The sequence below is a fragment of the Pseudomonas sp. NBB genome, from assembly GCF_032701105.1.
GTDB classification, from domain to species: Bacteria; Pseudomonadota; Gammaproteobacteria; order Pseudomonadales; family Pseudomonadaceae; genus Aquipseudomonas; species Aquipseudomonas asiatica.
In genome coordinates this window covers 2,983,843-2,999,820 of sequence record NZ_CP103994.1, presented here as the reverse complement: position 1 = coordinate 2,999,820, position 15,978 = coordinate 2,983,843, and the positions used below count along the sequence as shown (strand labels likewise).

Annotated in this window: 13 protein-coding genes and 1 pseudogene; 2 read left to right on the top strand and 12 right to left on the bottom strand. The window is 64.3% G+C overall.

Annotated features, from left to right (window positions below; genetic code table 11):
• Positions 1–22: 22 nt before the first annotated feature.
• Positions 23–3,805: a CheR family methyltransferase gene (locus NY023_RS14150; protein WP_013972622.1), complete on the bottom strand. Its 3,783-nt coding sequence runs from the start codon at positions 3,803–3,805 to the stop codon at positions 23–25.
• Between the two features lie 279 nt (positions 3,806–4,084).
• Between NY023_RS14150 and NY023_RS14145 the strand changes: the two genes are divergently transcribed.
• Together NY023_RS14145 and NY023_RS14140 are read left to right on the top strand one after the other, a co-directional pair.
• Positions 4,085–4,294, top strand: a complete 210-nt coding sequence (locus NY023_RS14145; protein ID WP_003259459.1) for a general stress protein — start codon at positions 4,085–4,087, stop codon at positions 4,292–4,294.
• A 167-nt stretch (positions 4,295–4,461) separates the two neighbouring features.
• Positions 4,462–4,719 (top strand): DUF6555 family protein, encoded by a 258-nt coding sequence (locus tag NY023_RS14140; RefSeq protein WP_013972621.1) that lies wholly within the window; start codon positions 4,462–4,464, stop codon positions 4,717–4,719.
• A 255-nt stretch (positions 4,720–4,974) separates the two neighbouring features.
• On the opposite strand, the gene NY023_RS14135 is transcribed toward NY023_RS14140, so the two are convergent.
• From NY023_RS14135 to paaK, 11 genes and pseudogenes are all read right to left on the bottom strand, one after another.
• Entirely contained in the window at positions 4,975–5,145 is a 171-nt protein-coding gene (locus NY023_RS14135) for a hypothetical protein (RefSeq protein WP_155252250.1), read from the bottom strand.
• Between the two features lie 156 nt (positions 5,146–5,301).
• A complete protein-coding gene (paaZ, locus tag NY023_RS14130) occupies positions 5,302–7,353 on the bottom strand; it encodes a phenylacetic acid degradation bifunctional protein PaaZ (protein WP_044047047.1) in 2,052 nt (683 codons plus the stop codon).
• A gap of 29 nt (positions 7,354–7,382) precedes the next feature.
• Positions 7,383–8,615, bottom strand: a complete 1,233-nt coding sequence (locus NY023_RS14125) for an OprD family porin (RefSeq protein ID WP_044047046.1) — start codon at positions 8,613–8,615, stop codon at positions 7,383–7,385.
• A gap of 40 nt (positions 8,616–8,655) precedes the next feature.
• A pseudogene (locus NY023_RS14120) lies at positions 8,656–10,224 on the bottom strand (cation acetate symporter); the annotation flags it as partial.
• Positions 10,215–10,523 (bottom strand): DUF485 domain-containing protein, encoded by a 309-nt coding sequence (locus NY023_RS14115; RefSeq protein ID WP_004376242.1) that lies wholly within the window; start codon positions 10,521–10,523, stop codon positions 10,215–10,217. The gene NY023_RS14115 and the pseudogene NY023_RS14120, both read right to left, overlap by 10 nt.
• Positions 10,524–10,692: 169 nt before the next feature.
• Entirely contained in the window at positions 10,693–11,769 is a 1,077-nt protein-coding gene (paaE, locus tag NY023_RS14110) for a 1,2-phenylacetyl-CoA epoxidase subunit PaaE (protein ID WP_044047045.1), read from the bottom strand.
• Positions 11,770–11,784: 15 nt separating this feature from the next.
• On the bottom strand, positions 11,785–12,318 hold the full coding sequence (gene paaD, locus NY023_RS14105; RefSeq protein WP_013972616.1) for a 1,2-phenylacetyl-CoA epoxidase subunit PaaD: 534 nt from the start codon (positions 12,316–12,318) through the stop codon (positions 11,785–11,787).
• Positions 12,305–13,063, bottom strand: coding sequence for a 1,2-phenylacetyl-CoA epoxidase subunit PaaC (paaC, locus tag NY023_RS14100; protein ID WP_044047044.1), 759 nt, complete (start codon positions 13,061–13,063; stop codon positions 12,305–12,307). Before paaC ends, paaD begins: the two co-directional genes overlap by 14 nt.
• Positions 13,064–13,071: 8 nt before the next feature.
• The gene (paaB, locus tag NY023_RS14095) at positions 13,072–13,353 is read right to left on the bottom strand and encodes a 1,2-phenylacetyl-CoA epoxidase subunit PaaB (protein WP_013972614.1); all 282 of its coding nucleotides are present in this window, start codon (positions 13,351–13,353) and stop codon (positions 13,072–13,074) included.
• Between the two features lie 25 nt (positions 13,354–13,378).
• Positions 13,379–14,368, bottom strand: coding sequence for a 1,2-phenylacetyl-CoA epoxidase subunit PaaA (gene paaA, locus NY023_RS14090; protein WP_044047043.1), 990 nt, complete (start codon positions 14,366–14,368; stop codon positions 13,379–13,381).
• A gap of 248 nt (positions 14,369–14,616) precedes the next feature.
• Positions 14,617–15,936, bottom strand: coding sequence for a phenylacetate--CoA ligase PaaK (paaK, locus tag NY023_RS14085; protein ID WP_013972612.1), 1,320 nt, complete (start codon positions 15,934–15,936; stop codon positions 14,617–14,619).
• Positions 15,937–15,978: the final 42 nt, after the last annotated feature.

The window sequence follows — 15,978 nt, the reverse complement described above, 5'->3', positions numbered from 1 at the left end:
TTGCGTTTAAAGCGACCAACGGTCAGTAGGGCACCGAGCCGCTCAGCGCCTCGATGGCCTCCACCAGCTCGTCATAGCCCACCGGCTTGCTCAGGTGCCGGTCGAAGCCCGACTGGCGGGACTTGTACTGGTCGGCGCTGGCGCCATAGCCGGTCAGGGCGATGGCCGGGGTATGGCGCAGGTGCACGTAGCCACGCAGGGCCTTGATCAGCGCATGGCCGTCCATCACCGGCATGCCGATATCGGACAGGATGATGTCGTATTCCTCACCCGCAGCGGCGTCCAGGGCCTCACGTGGCTTGCTGAAGGCATTGACAGTGGCGCTCTCCATTTCCAGCAGCTCCTGCATTACCGCCAGCACTTCTACGGAATCGTCCACCAGCAACACGCGAATTCCATTAAGGCGGCCCTCGCTCAGTGGCTCCGAGCCTTGCTCACGCTGCGGGAGTTGCGTATCGCAAAGTGGCAGGGTGACCTCAAAGGTGCAGCCCAGGCCAAGCCCCGGTGACTTGGCGCGTACGGTACCGCCATGGGCCTCGACCAGTTGCCGTACCAGCGACAGACCGATGCCCAGGCCCTCGCGGCTGTGGCTACCCTGTTGCGGCGTAGCCTGGCTGAACAGGTCGAAGATGTGCTCGAGGCTGTCGTGGCTCAGGCCTACGCCATGGTCGATCACCTGCAGCCGCGCGTGGTCTTCGTCGTGGCTCAGCACCAGGCGTATCTCATTGCCCGCCGGGCTGAACTTCAGCGCGTTGTTGAGCAGGTTCCAGATGATCTGCTCCAGGCGGGTAACGTCACCTTCGATCATCACCGGCAGGGTGTCGGCGGGCAGCTCCAGGCGAACCGGGCAGGGGTGTTGCTCGCTCACCACCACATCATGGATGCCCTGCAGGAGGGCGAGCAGATCCACAGGTGCGGTCTTGAGCTTAAGCTTGCCGGTCCGAATGCGCGCCACATCCAGCAGGTCGTCGATGATCCGCGCCTGGCTGGTTACCGCGTCGCAAATGGTACCCACGGCCTTGCTCGCTGCACTGATGTTGCGCAGCGACGGCAGGCGGCGCAGGATTTCGGCATTGAGCTGGATCAGGTTGAGCGGGTGCTTGAGCTCATGGGACATGACGGCGAAGAACTCGTCCTTCATGTGGTTGTTGCTCTGCGTCTCGGCCAACTGCTTGCTCAGGCGCTCTTCGCCCAGGCGCACGCGCTCCTCGGCGGCATGGCTGCTGCTGATGTCGATGAAGGTCAGCACCGTGCCGTCGATTTTCTGCTCGCTGGAGCGGTAGGGCAGCAGGCGCGCCAGGTACCAGTGATCGCCCTGGCCGCCGATTTCACGCTCGATGATGGCCTCGCCCTGGGCCACGGCGCGGGCATCGTCGGCCAGCGCCGGGTAATCCAGGCGGTGGGTGATGTCGAGCAGGGAACGGCCGGTATCGACCGGCAGCATATTGAACAGGTCGGTGGCGCGCGGGGTGAACCAGCGGATATGCAGGTTGCGGTCGACGAACACCGTGGCGATCTCGGTGCAGGCGATCAGGTTGCTGAGGTAGTCGTTGACCTTGTCGGTTTCCTCGACCTTGTTCTTCAGCTCGTAGTTGACCGTGAGCAGTTCCTCGTTGATCGACTGCAGCTCTTCCTTGCTGGTTTCCAGTTCTTCGCTGGCCGACCGCAACTCCTCGTTGATGGCCTGCATCTCTTCGTTGGAAGCCGTCAGCTCCTCGCTGGAGACCTCTGACTGCTCGATGGTTTCCTGCAGTTGCAGGCGAGTGCGCTGCAGTTCGCGTTCGAGGTTGTGCAGCACCATGCTGTCGGTCTGGCGGATGACGCCGGGCAACGGCAGGGATGGGTCGGGCGCGCGTTCCTCGAACACCACCAGCAGGCAATCGCTGGCGCTGAGGTCGTCCTTGTACGGCTGCACGGTGATCTCCACCTGCAGTTTGCCCATGGTTTCCGCCAGGTCGACAGGGCGCGAGGTCACCGCCTCGGTCCCCTGACGCGCCTGGAACAAGGTGCTGCGCAGGGCCAGGCGCAGGGGCGGCAGCACCAGGCTGAGCAGGCTGCGGCTCGGTTCGCCACCGGCCAGTTGCAGGAAACGCCCTGCGCCTTCGCTCATGTGCAGGATATTGCCGTCGATATCGACGATCAGGCTGGGCGGCATGCGGCGCGCCAGAGCGCGGTAGTGCAGGTCGGCGAAGGATGGCTTGCGCCCCGGCTTGGCCTTGGCCAGCGTTTCCAGTGGCATGCTGGCGGCAGATGTGCCGGCCAGCTGACGGCCGGAACGGCGGCCGGTATTGCTGGCATCGAGTGCGCGGAAAATGCGGTTGCGTTTGTCCACCGGGGCGAACAGTTCACTGGCCATGTCGGCCGACTCGGACGACCCGAGGAACAGGTAGCCACCCGGGCGCAGAGCGAAGTGGAACATCTGCAGGATGTCACGCTGCACCTCGCGGTCCAGGTAGATCAGCAGGTTGCGGCAGACAATCAGGTCGATCTGCGAGAACGGTGGGTCCGACAGCAGGTTGTGCCGTGCGAACAGCACCTTTTCGCGAACCTCTTTGCGCACCCGGTAATGCTGGTCTTCCTTGAGGAAGAACTGGCGCAGCCGGCTGGGCGGCACGTCGGTGACGATCGCCTCGGGGTATGAGCCACTGCGGGCGATGCCGATGGCGCGTTCGTCCAGGTCGGTGGCGAACACCTGTACCTTGTGCGAGCGCTGCTCCAGTGCCAGCTGCTCGCAAACCAGCATGGCCAGGCTGTACGCCTCTTCGCCGGTGGAGCAGCCGGCCGACCACACGCGTATCTCGTCTGCGCCCTCGGCCGGGTCGCGTTCGCAGACCAGCTGCGGCAGCACATGGCGCTCCAGGGCTTCGAAGGCTTCGCGGTCGCGGAAGAAATTGGTCACGCCAATCAGCATGTCGGCCAGCAACGCCCGGGATTCCGCTGGGTGCTGTTCCAGGTAATGCAGGTAGGCCGCCAGGTCTGCCTGGCCGGTCACATGCAGGCGGCGCTCGATGCGTCGCAGTACCGTGGCGCGCTTGTAGTGCTGGAAGTCGTGGCCGGTATTGCTGCGCAACTGCAGCAGGATCTCTTCGAGCATCGGCTCGCTGGCCTGGGCATCGCCGACACGGGTGCCCAAGGCCGGAGGCAGGGTGTCGTCCTCGATTTCCGGGAGCCGGACCTGGCGGGCATTGCGCCACAGCTCCAGCAGCTTCTGCGGCATTTCTGCCGCCGGCAGCACCAGGTCGACCATGCCGGTCTCGATGGCGGCACGGGGCATGCTGTCGTACTGGGCGTCGTCCGGTGTCTGCGCCAGGGTCACACCGCCTTGCTCCTTGATCCGCGACAGGCCCACGGCGCCATCGGCACCGGTACCGGACAACACCACGCAGAAGGCGTGGTCCTTGTGCACGTCAGCCAGGTCACGGAAGAACAGGTCGATGGCCACGTGGTCGCCACGGCGCCGGTTGGCCGGGGTCACCCGCAGGTAGCCGTCGTTGGTGGACAGGCGATTGGCCGGTGAAATCACGTAGATATGGTTACGCTCGATCGGCACCGGCTCGGTCACCTGGCGCACCGGCATTTGCGTGGTCTCCTGGATGATGCGGTCGGCGACGCTCTGGTGGTCGGGGGACAGGTGCAGGACCACGACGAAGGCCATGCCGCAATCGCTGGGCATTTGCCGGAACAGCGTACAGATCGCTTCCAGACCGCCTGCCGATGCACCGATGCCCACCACCGGGAAATCCAGGTGGCTGGGGCTGAGTGCCGGGTTCTGGGGCGAGGCAGGTTGCTTGGGGGACGACTTCATGGACGGAGCCTTGTGCAGACCGGAACGTTCAGCCCTCAGCAGCATCATCGGGCGTGTGTGTGGCGGGATTATAGGCCGTCGCCATCCTATTGAGACCTCTGCTTGCGAAGGAAAGTGCGACCCGCCTGCATCCGCCGCCCAAACCTTTTGCCGACACACGTTTGGTGCCGTTGGTCAGTTGCTGGCAAAACCATTGAGCAAAGTCTGTGATCGGCGGCTCGGAACCAAGGCATGGCAAACATCCATGCGAGCAGCCAATCCATCGCAAGGAGATACCACATGGCGCAGGATCAAGAGCGAACCAGCCAGCGCGGCGGCACCAAGGAAACCAACCCTGGCAATTTTGCCAATGACCGGGAACGGGCCTCCCGCGCGGGGCATAAGGGTGGGCAGGCTTCTGGCGGCAACTTCGCCAACGACCGCCAACGGGCATCGGAGGCCGGTCGCAAGGGCGGCCAGAACAGCCACGGCGGGGGCCGCCAACAGTGAGTTGAATGCTTCTGGGCACCCGGTACCCGCAGTGCCGGGTGCCGGCCACCTCCTGTGTACCGAGGCTGCAATGGCCTTTGGTACCTGTTGCTCGACATTTTTTTGAATCTTCTGGCCGTACCCCGATCAATCAGGGTGTCATCCATGGAGAAGAGGAGGCCCCTGCGATGCCTGGCCCACAGCTGTACATCATCGATTACCAACTGCATGGCAAGCCGCGCAGTTTCATCATCCGTCTGGAGACGCTGGACAACGCCGAGGCCTGGCATTGGGCAAGTTGTGATGCGGGCATCGGCATCATTCCGAAGTTCGGGCGCGAAAAAATCAGGAAAGTCAGCAGGCCGATGGCCGAGCGCTACGGGATTACCGCGGTGAGCTGGCGGGTATCCGGCGGCAAGCCGAACCAGTCTGCGGCGACAATGTGATTCCCCGACTGCACAATCCGTGCGGGAACAAATGTCCTGCTCAAATTCTAAAAGTTGGCACGATCCTCTGTGGGAGCGGCTTTAGCCGCGAACACCGGCGCAGCCGGTGCCATGCACCGCGTTGGATTCTTCGCGGCTAAAGCCGCTCCCACAGGGTACGAGGATCGCTTGCGAATTCAGTTATCTGTGCGAAAGCGCGACCCAAAGGGCTGGGCAATCTCCCACAGGGGATCGCGCAGACCGTCTGCATGACGGTCAGGCACCGGACTCGGGGTCGCTGGCCGGTACGCCCGGGCGGTTTTCTTCGTCATCTGTCACATTGGGGTCGGCATCCGGATCATCTGCCCGGTCATTGCGCCGGTCCGGCTCGAGCTCTGGCCAGTCATCCTGTGCGCTGCCGCCACCCATCGCAGTAAACTCTTTCATCTCGCAACCCTCGCTCTCGATGAAAAAAAGGCCCGCGATCAGGCGGGCCCAATACAGGAGTGAGAGGCGAAGCCATTGACCACCCCTCATTGAATGAGAGCGGCAACAGCCAGGGGCGGTCGGTTGGATGTCCACCACCCCTGACCAACGGTACTGTCAGGGCTGTTTCAGCACGAGGGTGAGAATGTCGTAGCTGGCGACCAGCTCGCCCAGCTGGTTGGTCACCTCCACATCCCACGCCACCACGCCCTGGGGCTGGCCCAACGGGCTGGTCTTGCCCTGGTCGATCTTGCGCTTGCAGGTCAGGCGCGCCTGGATGGTGTCGCCGATGCCCACCGGGTTGATGAAGCGCAGGGTATCCAGGCCGTAGTTGGCCAGTACCGGGCCTGCACCCGGGGAGACGAACAGCCCGGCCGCTGCCGACAACACGAAATAGCCGTGGGCGATGCGCTTGCCGAACTGCGATTCCTTGGCGGCGATCTCGTCGAAGTGCATGTAGAAATGGTCACCCGACAGGCAACCGAAGTTGACCAGGTCGGCTTCGGTCACGGTGCGCCGGTGGGTGAGCAGCGACTCGCCGATGCGCAACTGCTCGAAATAGCGGCGGAACGGGTGTACTTCGGTTTCGATCACTTCGCCACCGCGCACGTATTCGCCGGTTACCGCCGTCAGCATGCTCGGCGAACCCTGTACAGCGGCACGCTGCAGGTAATGCTTGACGGCACGCAGGCCACCCAGCTCTTCACCACCACCAGCGCGGCCCGGGCCGCCGTGCTTGAGTTGCGGCAATGGCGAGCCATGCCCGGTGGATTCCTTGGCCGCTTCGCTGTCGAGTACCAGCAGGCGGCCGTGCCAGGCGGCAGCCACTGGAATGGCCTTGGCTGCCACGCTGCGGTCGGCGGTGACCAGGGTCGCCACCAGGCTGCCTTTGCCCCGCGCGGCCAGCGCCAGGGCTTCATCGAGGTCGTCATAGGCCATCAGCGTGCTGACCGGGCCGAACGCTTCGATATCGTGGGCACCGCCTTCGGCATGCGGGTCACGGGCCTGCAGCAAGGTCGGAGCAAAGAACGCGCCCTCGGCCACGCCCTCGCCACGCGGCGCAAAGCCATCGCTGGCACCGAACAGCTGGTCGCAGCTCTGCATCAGGCTGCGCACTCGCTCGGCCACATCGTGCTGCTGGTCGTGGGAGGCCAGGGCGCCCATGCGCACGCCTTCCAGCGACGGGTCACCGACAACCACCTTGGCCAGCCGCTCGCGCAGGCGCGTGGCAACCGCGTCGATGTGTTTGGCCGGTACGATGGCGCGGCGGATGGCGGTGCACTTCTGCCCGGCCTTGGTGGTCATTTCGCGGACCACCTCTTTGATATACAGGTCGAACTCTTCGCTGTCCGGGGTCACGTCCGGGCCGAGGATGGCGCAGTTGAGCGAATCGGCTTCGGCGGTGAACGGCACCGAGTTGCGCACCAGGTTCGGCGTGACGCGCAACTTGGCGGCGGTGTCGGCGGAACCGGTGAAGGTCACCACGTCCTGGCCTTGCAGGCGGTCGAGCAGGTCGCCGGTACTACCGATCACCAGTTGCAGGCTGCCTTCGGGCAACAGCCCGGATGCATTCATCAGCCGCACAACGGCCTCGGTCAGGTAGCTGGTCGAGGTCGCAGGCTTGACGATGCACGGCATGCCGGCCAGGAAGGTCGGCGCGAACTTCTCCAGCATGCCCCAGATGGGGAAGTTGAAGGCGTTGATGTGCACCGCCACGCCGGCGCGCGGCACCAGGATGTGGCTGCCGGCGAAATGGCCTTGCTTGCCCAGCGGGATGGCCGGGCCTTCGTGCACCAGATTGCCCGACGGCAGCTCACGGCTGCCGATGCCCGCATAGGAGAACAGCGTGGCGTTGCCGCCTTCGATGTCGATCCAGCTGTCGGCACGGGTGGCGCCGCTGTGGTGGGACAGGGCGTAGAGCTGCTCCTTGCGCTCGGCCAGATACAGGGCCAGTGCCTTCAGGCGGGCAGCGCGTTGCTGGAAGTCCATGGCCATCAGCGTGGCCAGGCCACGGGTGCGGGCAAAGTCCACGGCTTCGGCGAAGTCCGGGCGCTCTTCGTGGCTGTAGGCCAGGACGTGGCCATCCAGGGCGCTACGCAGGGCCTGGGCGCCGTGCTGGCCAAGCCAGCGGCCGGCGATGAAGCTTTGCAGGGTAGGGGCGGCAGACATGCTGTTCTCCAATGTAGAGGGGGGCGCTGTTACCACAGCGCCACGGTGTAGCCGATGATCAGGCGGTTTTCGTCCACGGCGTTGGTCAGGCCATTGCCGGAACGGAAGGTGACGTTGCGCCAGCGCAGGCTGACGTCCTTGAACGGGCCGCTCTGAATGACATAGGTGATGTCGGTGTCGCGCTCACGCTCACGGCCGTTGCTGACAGTGGCGGTTTCGGCGTGGCGGCCATCGGTGTAGCGGGTCATGAAGCTCAGGCCGGGGATACCCATGGCGACGAAGTCGTAGTCGTAGCGCACCTGCCACGAGTCCAGCCCGGCGCGGGTGAAGGTGTTGTAGGTGACCAGGTTGACGGTGAACGGGTCGCCGCCGTTCACGAACGGGAAGGCACTGTCGCCGGACATCTGCTGCCAGGCGGCGGTGAACTTGTGGGCCCGTACGCCAAGGGTGAACATGGCGTTGAAGTTGCGGTTGTCGATGTTGCCGGCACGCTCGGCGCCGTCGTTGCGGCTGTCGAAGTAGCGCAGGTCGGTGCGCAGGCTCAGGCCTTCGCCCAGCGGGCGGGTATCGATCAGGCCGATGAACTGCTGGCGGTAGATGTCTTCGAGCTTGGCGTAGTAGTAGCTGACGCTGGTTTGCGGGGTGATGGCGTAGCTGCCGCCGCCGAAGTCCAGGTGGTCGCTGCTGGCGGCGCCGTAGCCGATGTCGTCGCGGCCCGAGGAATCACGCAGGTTGGCCTTGGTCAGGCGGCCGGCGTTGAAGGTCAGGCCGGCCAGGTCCTGGCTGGTGAGCAGGCCACCCTGGAAGGTGGAGGCCAGCAGGCGGGTGTCGTTGTACACCACCACCGGCAGGATCGGTTGCAAGGTCCCCAGGCGCAGGGTGCTCTTGGCCACCCGCACCTTGCCGGTCAGGCCCAGTTCGCTGTAGTCGTCGACCGGTTCATGGCTGTTCGGGCCGAAAGGCAGCAGGCCGGTATTGCGCCGGTCGCGGCTGGAGTCGAGCTTGATGCCCAGTTGGCCCATGGCGTCGACACCAAAGCCGACCGGGCCTTCGGTGAAGCCCGACTCCAGCTTGGCGGTAAAGCCTTGGCCCCATTCCTCGGCCTTGGCCTGCGGTGCATTGCTTTGGCGGAAGTCGCGGTTGAGGTAATGGTTGCGCAGCTCCAACCGGGCGTGGCTGTCGCCGATGAAGTCTGCCATCGCCGGCATCGGCAGGGCGAGGGTCGCCAGCCAGGCGGCCGAAATGAAGTGCGTGCGGTTCATTGTTGTTGTTTTACCCGACATGGTTGTTCTTCCCTGAGAGTCAGTGCTTGCTGGCGCCGGCGGCGCCGATTCCGGTCATGGAACGGATGAACTGGGCCAGGTAGCGGCCACGTTCCTGGTTGGCGCGTTCGGAGCTGTCAGTAACCGAGAACACCCAGGCGCCGAGGAAGGCCAGGCTCATGGAGAACAGTGCCGGGTTGCTGTAGGGGAACAGCGCCGTTTCGTGATGCAGCACGTTGACCCACACCGCCGGGCCCAGTACCACCAGCAGCACCGCCGAAACCAGGCCGGCCATGCTGCCGCACACTGCGCCGCGGGTGGTCAGGCCTTTCCAGAACATCGAAAGCAGCAGCACCGGGAAGTTGACCGAGGCGGCCACGGCCAGCACCAGCCCCGAGAGGAAGGCGATGTTCTGCGACTCGAACATCAGGCCGAGGATGACCGCCAGCAGGCCGATCAGCAGCGTGGCGATACGCGACACGCGCATTTCCTCCTGCTCGCTAGCCTTGCCCTGGCGCACCACGCAGGCATACAGGTCGTGGGAAACCGCCGATGCACCGGACAGCGCCAGGCCCGCGACCACTGCCAGGATGGTGGCGAAGGCCACGGCGGAGATGAAGCCGAGGAACAGATTGCCACCTACGGCCTGGGCAAGGTGCACGGCGACCATGTTGCCGCCGCCGATAATGGCGCCGGTGGCATCACGGTAGGACGGTTCGGTGCCGACCATGACGATTGCACCAAAGCCGATGACGATCAGCAGCAGGTAGAAGTAACCGATGAACCCGGTGGCATAGAACACGCTCTTGCGCGCTTCCTTGGCATCGCTGACGGTGAAGAAGCGCATCAGGATATGCGGCAGGCCGGCAGTACCGAACATCATGCCCAGGCCCAGGGAAATGGCATCCACCGGGTTGGACAGCAGGCCGCCCGGGGCCATGATCGCCTGGCCCTTGGCATGCACGGCCACGGCGCTGGCGAACATCGCTTCGGTGCTGAAGCCGAAATGCTTGAGCACCATGAAGGCCATGAAGCTGGTACCCGACAGCAGCATCACCGCCTTGATGATCTGCACCCAGGTGGTGGCGAGCATGCCGCCGAAGGTGACGTAGGCGACCATCAGCACACCGACCAGCATCACCGCGTACAGGTAGCTGATGCCGAACAGCAGTTCGATCAGCTTGCCGGCACCGACCATCTGTGCCACCAGGTACATCAGCGCCACCACCAGGGTGCCGAAGGCCGAGGTCAGGCGCACCGGGGTTTGCGCCAGGCGGTAGCTGACCACGTCGGCGAAGGTGTACTTGCCCAGGTTGCGCAGGCGCTCGGCGATCAGGAACAGGATGATCGGCCAGCCGGCCAGTACGCCCAGGGCATACAGCAGGCCGTCATAGCCGTTCATGAACATCATTGCCGAAATGCCCAGGAACGAGGCGGCGCTGATCATGTCGCCGGCGATCGCCAAGCCGTTCTGCATGCCGGTCAGGCCCCCGCCGGCGGTGTAGAAATCGCTGGCCGAGCGGGTGCGCATGGCAGCCCAGCGGGTGACCAGCAGGGTGAAGCAGACGAACACCATGAACATCGAGATGGCAGTCCAGTTCATTGTGCGCACTCCTGCTTGACCTTGTCGTTGAGCGGGTCGAGCACGTTGTTGGCGCGGTGCACGTAGATGCCGGTCAAGGCGAAGGACAGCAGTACCATCAGCACCCCCACCAGCATGCCAACGGTGGTCACGCCACCGCTGAGGGACTGGCCGAGGGTGCTGGGGGAAAACGCCACCAGCAGGACGAAGCCGTAGTAAATCACCAGCATGGCCAGGGTCAGGCTGCCGTTGAGGCGGCGTTTGCGCTGCACCAGGTGCTGGAAGTCGGGGTGGTTGGCGATGCTTTCTATGCGTTCGGGTGTCATGGGTTGCGATCTCTGGGTGTTGTAATTGTTTTGTTGAGGTCACGCGGGTGTTGCGGTGTTGCTTAGGGCCTCTTCGCGGGTGAACCCGCTCCCACAGGTAGGGCGCTGCTCTCAGGTCTTGTGCAGTCCCTGTGGGAGCGGGTTCACCCGCGAAGCAGGCGACGCGGTCTCAGAGCTGGTCGAAATCGAGCACCACCTTGTCGCTCACCGGGTAGGTCTGGCACGACAGCACATACCCGGCCGCCACTTCGTAATCCTCCAGGGCATGGTTGCTGTCCATCTCCACTTCGCCCTCGATTACCCGGCACTTGCAGGTCGAGCACACGCCGGCCTTGCAGGAGTACGGCAGTTCGGCGCCGATTGCATTGCCGGCGTCCAGCACGTTCTGGGTATTGCGTGGCAGGTCGAAGGTAAGCGCGCGGCCGTCGCTGATCACGGTGATGTGACTGAGCGCCGAATCCACCTGGCGCGCCGCCTCGCGGGCCTCCCGGCGGGCTTCGCTGCCGGCTGCGGCGAACAGCTCGAAATGGATACGGTCCTTGGCCAGGCCATTGGCCTGCAGGCTGTCGCGCACCGTCTCGGTCATCGCCTGTGGGCCGCAGATGAATGCAGTGTCCAGGTTGGCAACGTCCATCCAGCGCGAGAACAACTGGCCGCACTTGTCGGCATCGATGCGGCCGTTGTACAGGTCGACATCCTGCTGCTCGCGGCTGAACACGAAAATCAGGTTCAGGCGGTCGAGGTAACGGTTCTTCAGGTCTTCCAGCTTGTCGCGGAACAGTGCGCCAGAGCTGGAGCGGTTGCCGTACAGCAGGGTGAAGCGGCTGTGCGGCTCGCTGGCCAAGGTAGTGGCGATGATCGACAGGATCGGCGTGATGCCGCTGCCGGCAGCCACGCCCAGGTAGTTGCCCTGGCGGGCCGGTTCCAGTGGCACGAAGAAGCTGCCCGACGGCGGCATCACTTCCAGTTGCTGGCCTGCCTTGAGCACGTCGTTGGCAAATGACGAGAAGCGCCCGCCTGGCACGCGTTTTACCGCCACACGCAGTTCGCCATCCTGCACGGCGCTGCAGATGGAATAGGAACGGCGGACTTCTTCGTTATCCAGGTGGGTGCGCATGACCAGATACTGGCCCTGGGTGAAACGGAACTGCGCCTGCAGGTGCTCGGGCACGTCGAAGGCAATCGACACCGCATCGCGGGTCTCGTTGCGCACTTGCTTGATGGTCAGGCTGTGAAACTGGCTCATGGCGTTCTCCACGGCTCAAATGCATTTGAAATAGTCGAACGGCTCCAGGCACTCGCGGCAGCGGTAAAGCGCCTTGCAAGCCGTGGAGCCGAACTGGCTGAGCAATTCGGTATGGGCGCTGCCGCACTGCGGGCAGCAAACCTGCGGCGCCTCGCCGAGCAGGCTGCGTTTGCTGGTGCTGCCCTGTGGCGGGGCGATGCCGTAGGCGCGCAGGCGCTCGCGGCCCAGTTCGCTGATCCAGTCGGTGCTCCAGGCCGGGGTCAGCCGGCGCTCGAGCAGCGGCGCGGGGAAGCCGGCCTGCTCCAGCGCCTGGCGGATATCCCCTTCGATCACCTCGGTGGCAGGGCAGCCGGAGTAGGTCGGTGTGACGACCAGGTGCAGGTGCCCGGCGCGCCAGTCGAGGTCGCGCACGATGCCCAGGTCGACCACGCTGACCACGGGCACTTCCGGGTCCATGACCTGGGCCAGTACCGCCCAGGCCCGGGCCAGGTCATCGCCGCGTGGCGCGCGGGCGCCACGGTCGCCGGCAATCAGCTCACCAGGTTGCATCGGGGTACGCCCTTGGCAGGAACTGCATCTCGGCCAGCAGCAGGCCCAGGTGCTCGGTGTGCAGGCCTTTGCGGCCGTCCAGGTAGAAGTGGCTGGCGGCCTTGGGCAACGGCAATTCGACCGAAGCGAAGGTCTCGCCAACCTGCTTGAGCCAGGCCGCGCCGACGGCAGCGGGGTCGGCGGCGATACCCGCTTGCGCCAGGTGCACTTCATGGTCGCTACCGGCGGCCAGTTCGACGGTGAAGCCCCACAGTGCCGGGATGGCCGCGAGCATGCGTTGGCGGCTTTCTTCGGTGCCACCGCCCAGGCGTTGCACCCACTCGCTGGAGCGGCGCAGGTGGTAGGTGACTTCCTTCAGGGCCTTGGCGGCGATACCGGCGATACGCTCGTCGTTCGAGCCGACCAGCCCCTGAAGCACGGCGAAATGCCAGGCGTCATAGAAGAACTGCTTGGTCATGGTCACGGCGAAATCGCCGTTGGGCTGCTCGACCAGCAACAGGTTGCGATAGGCGCGCTCGTCACGGCGGAAGGCCAGGGCGTCGGCGTCACGGCCATCATCGAGCAGCTCGGCGGCGTACTCCAGCCAGTTGCGCGCCTGGCCTACCAGGTCGAGGCCGACGTTCATCAGGGCCAGCTCTTCTTCGATGGCCGGGGCGCGGCCACACCATTCGCAGAGGCGCTGGCCCTGCACCAGGGCACTGTCGCCGAGCAGCAGCAGGTAAGGGACAAGGGTTTCGTTGTGCATGGCCAACCTCACATGTGTCCGACTTCGTCGGGCAGTTCGTAGAAGCTGGCATGGCGGTAGACCTTGTCGTCCGCAGGGGCGAACAGCGGGTCTTTCTCGTCCGGGGAAGAGGCGGTGATCAGTGCCGAGGGCACCACCCACAGGCTGACGCCTTCGCTGCGGCGGGTGTACAGCTCGCGGGCGTTTTCGATGGCCATGGCGGCATCGGCGGCGTGCACGCTGCCGACATGCTTGTGGTTAAGGCCGTGCTTGCTGCGCACGAACACTTCGTAGAGGGTCCAGACAGACATTTTCGATCTCCGCATCAATCGCCGCTCAGGCGGCGTTCTTGTTCTGTTGCTTGCGCGCGTAGGCCACGGCGGCCTCGCGTACCCAGGCGCCGTCCTCGATGGCCTTGCGCCGGGTGGCGACACGTTCCTGGTTGCACGGGCCATTGCCCTTGATCACTTCGTAGAACTCGTCCCACTGGATGTCGCCGAAGTCGTAGTGACCGCGCTCGGCGTTCCACTTCAGTTCGGGGTCGGGGGCGGTGCAGCCGAGTAGCTCGAGTTGCGGCACGGTCTGGTCGATGAAGCGCTGGCGCAGTTCATCGTTGGTCTGGCGCTTGATCTTCCAGGCCATGGACTGGGCGCTGTTGGGGGAATGCTCGTCGCTGGGGCCGAACATCATCAGTGCCGGCCACCACAGGCGGTTGATCGCATCCTGGACCATGTCCCGCTGGGCCTGGGTGCCGTGGCGCATCATGGTCAGGAGGATTTCGTAGCCCTGGCGCTGGTGGAAGCTCTCTTCCTTGCAGATGCGGATCATCGCGCGTGAATACGGGCCGTAGGAGGTGCGCTGCAGCACCACCTGGTTGACGATGGCGGCGCCGTCCACCAGCCAGCCCACTGCGCCCATGTCGGCCCAGCTGAGGGTGGGGTAGTTGAAGATGCTCGAGTACTTTGCCTTGCCGCTGTGCAGCTTGGCGATTTCCTCATCACGGTCGGCGCCCAGGGTTTCCATGGCGCTGTACAGGTACAGGCCGTGGCCGGCTTCGTCCTGGATCTTGGCCATCAGCTGCAGCTTGCGCTTGAGGCTGGGGGCACGGGTGACCCAGTTGCCTTCGGGCAGCATGCCGACGATTTCCGAGTGGGCGTGCTGGGAGATCTGCCGGATCAGGGTCTGGCGGTAGGCCTCGGGCATCCAGTTCTTGGCTTCGATCTTGATTTCCGCGTCGATCTTTTCCTGGAAGTTGCGCTCCTCGGGCGACATCTCTTCCAGCGACTTGACGCGCTTGACTCCGGTTTCCACTAGCTGTGCGTACATGTGTTCCGACTCCTGCTAAGGCATGAGTCATTTGTAAGCGATACAAAACATAACGTCAAATAGTTTTATGTGTATCGCATGAGATTTGTGTATCACATTGGCGGCCCTTTCGCGGGTAAACCCGCTCCCACAGGTCATGTGCAGCCCCCAGGCATCATGCAATTCCTGTGGGAGCGGGTTTACCCGCGAAGAGGCCAGCCAAAAAAAAGCCCCGGACGATGCCGGGGCCGAAAAGGCAGCCGAATGAATCAGCTGGCCAACCGTTTGTCGTACACGTGGCAGGCCTTGCCCTCGGAACGCTTGAGCGTGCCGCAGGGCTGCAGGCGCACCTGGGTGCTGATGCCGATATAGGTCTTGATCTGCTTGGTCAGCTCCCCGGTCAACAGCTTGCGCTGGCCTTCATCGAGGTGCTGACACTCCGCACGCAGTTCCACATGCACCTCGACGCTATCCAGGTTGCCATTGCGATACAGATGAATCTCATAAAGCTCGGAAAGCTGTTTTATTTTTAGCACCTGCTCCTCGATCTGGGTCGGGAACACGTTGACCCCGCGAATGATCAGCATGTCATCGCTGCGGCCGGTGATCTTGCCGATCCGCCGCATTGGCCTGGCGGTACCGGGCAGCAGGCGAGTGAGGTCGCGGGTGCGGTAGCGCACCATGGGCAACGCTTCCTTGCTCAGTGAGGTGAACACCAGTTCGCCCAGTTGGCCGTCCGGCAGCACCGCACCGGTGACCGGGTCGATGATCTCGGGGTAGAAATGGTCCTCCCAGATGGTCGGGCCATCCTTGGTTTCGAGGCACTCCATCGCCACACCAGGCCCCATGATTTCCGACAGGCCATAAATGTCGAGGGCATCGATGCCCAGCCGTTGCTCGATAGAGCGGCGCAGCTCGTCAGTCCACGGCTCGGCGCCGAATATGCCCAGGCGCAGCTTGAGGTCTTGCGGGTCGATGCCCTGGCGCTCGATCTCGTCGGCCAGGTTGAGCATGTAGGAGGGGGTGACCATGATGATGTCGGGCTGGAAGTCGCGAATCAGCTGCACCTGCTTCTCGGTCTGGCCACCGGACATGGGGATCACCGTGCAGCCCAGGCGCTCGGCACCGTAATGCGCGCCAAGCCCGCCGGTGAACAGGCCGTAGCCGTAGGAGACATGCACCTTGTCCCCCTTGCGCCCACCCGCGGCGCGGATCGAGCGGGCGACCACATTGGCCCAGGTATCGATGTCATTCTGGGTGTAGCCCACCACCGTCGGCTTGCCGGTGGTGCCACTGGAAGCGTGCAGGCGCACCACCTCTTGCTGGGGCACGGCGAACATGCCGTAGGGGTAGTTGTCGCGCAGGTCGTTCTTGCCAGTGAAGGGGAACTTCGCCAGGTCTTCCAGGCACTTGAGGTCGTCGGGGTGGGCACCGCACTCGGCAAAGCGCTGGCGGTACAGCGGTACGTTGTCGTAGGCGTGCTTCAGGCTCCAGCGCAGGCGCTCCAGCTGGTGCTGGCGCAGGGCGTCGACACTGGCGGTTTCCATCGGGTCCAGCAGGGCACGATCGGCATCATGGTACATGTTCATGGCTTCACTCGAATTGTTCTTGTACGCCGCGCGGTACCGGTT

Excerpts from the sequence above, each read along its gene's own strand:
- NY023_RS14150 (WP_013972622.1), bottom strand. The coding sequence starts at position 3,805 with ATGAAGTCGTCCCCCAAGCAACCTGCCTCGCCCCAGAACCCGGCACTC.
- NY023_RS14145 (WP_003259459.1), top strand. The coding sequence starts at position 4,085 with ATGGCGCAGGATCAAGAGCGAACCAGCCAGCGCGGCGGCACCAAGGAA.
- NY023_RS14140 (WP_013972621.1), top strand. The coding sequence starts at position 4,462 with ATGCCTGGCCCACAGCTGTACATCATCGATTACCAACTGCATGGCAAG.
- NY023_RS14135 (WP_155252250.1), bottom strand. The coding sequence starts at position 5,145 with ATGAAAGAGTTTACTGCGATGGGTGGCGGCAGCGCACAGGATGACTGG.
- paaZ (WP_044047047.1), bottom strand. The coding sequence starts at position 7,353 with ATGTCTGCCGCCCCTACCCTGCAAAGCTTCATCGCCGGCCGCTGGCTT.
- NY023_RS14125 (WP_044047046.1), bottom strand. The coding sequence starts at position 8,615 with ATGAACCGCACGCACTTCATTTCGGCCGCCTGGCTGGCGACCCTCGCC.
- NY023_RS14115 (WP_004376242.1), bottom strand. The coding sequence starts at position 10,523 with ATGACACCCGAACGCATAGAAAGCATCGCCAACCACCCCGACTTCCAG.
- paaE (WP_044047045.1), bottom strand. The coding sequence starts at position 11,769 with ATGAGCCAGTTTCACAGCCTGACCATCAAGCAAGTGCGCAACGAGACC.
- paaD (WP_013972616.1), bottom strand. The coding sequence starts at position 12,318 with ATGCAACCTGGTGAGCTGATTGCCGGCGACCGTGGCGCCCGCGCGCCA.
- paaC (WP_044047044.1), bottom strand. The coding sequence starts at position 13,063 with ATGCACAACGAAACCCTTGTCCCTTACCTGCTGCTGCTCGGCGACAGT.
- paaB (WP_013972614.1), bottom strand. The coding sequence starts at position 13,353 with ATGTCTGTCTGGACCCTCTACGAAGTGTTCGTGCGCAGCAAGCACGGC.
- paaA (WP_044047043.1), bottom strand. The coding sequence starts at position 14,368 with ATGTACGCACAGCTAGTGGAAACCGGAGTCAAGCGCGTCAAGTCGCTG.
- paaK (WP_013972612.1), bottom strand. The coding sequence starts at position 15,936 with ATGAACATGTACCATGATGCCGATCGTGCCCTGCTGGACCCGATGGAA.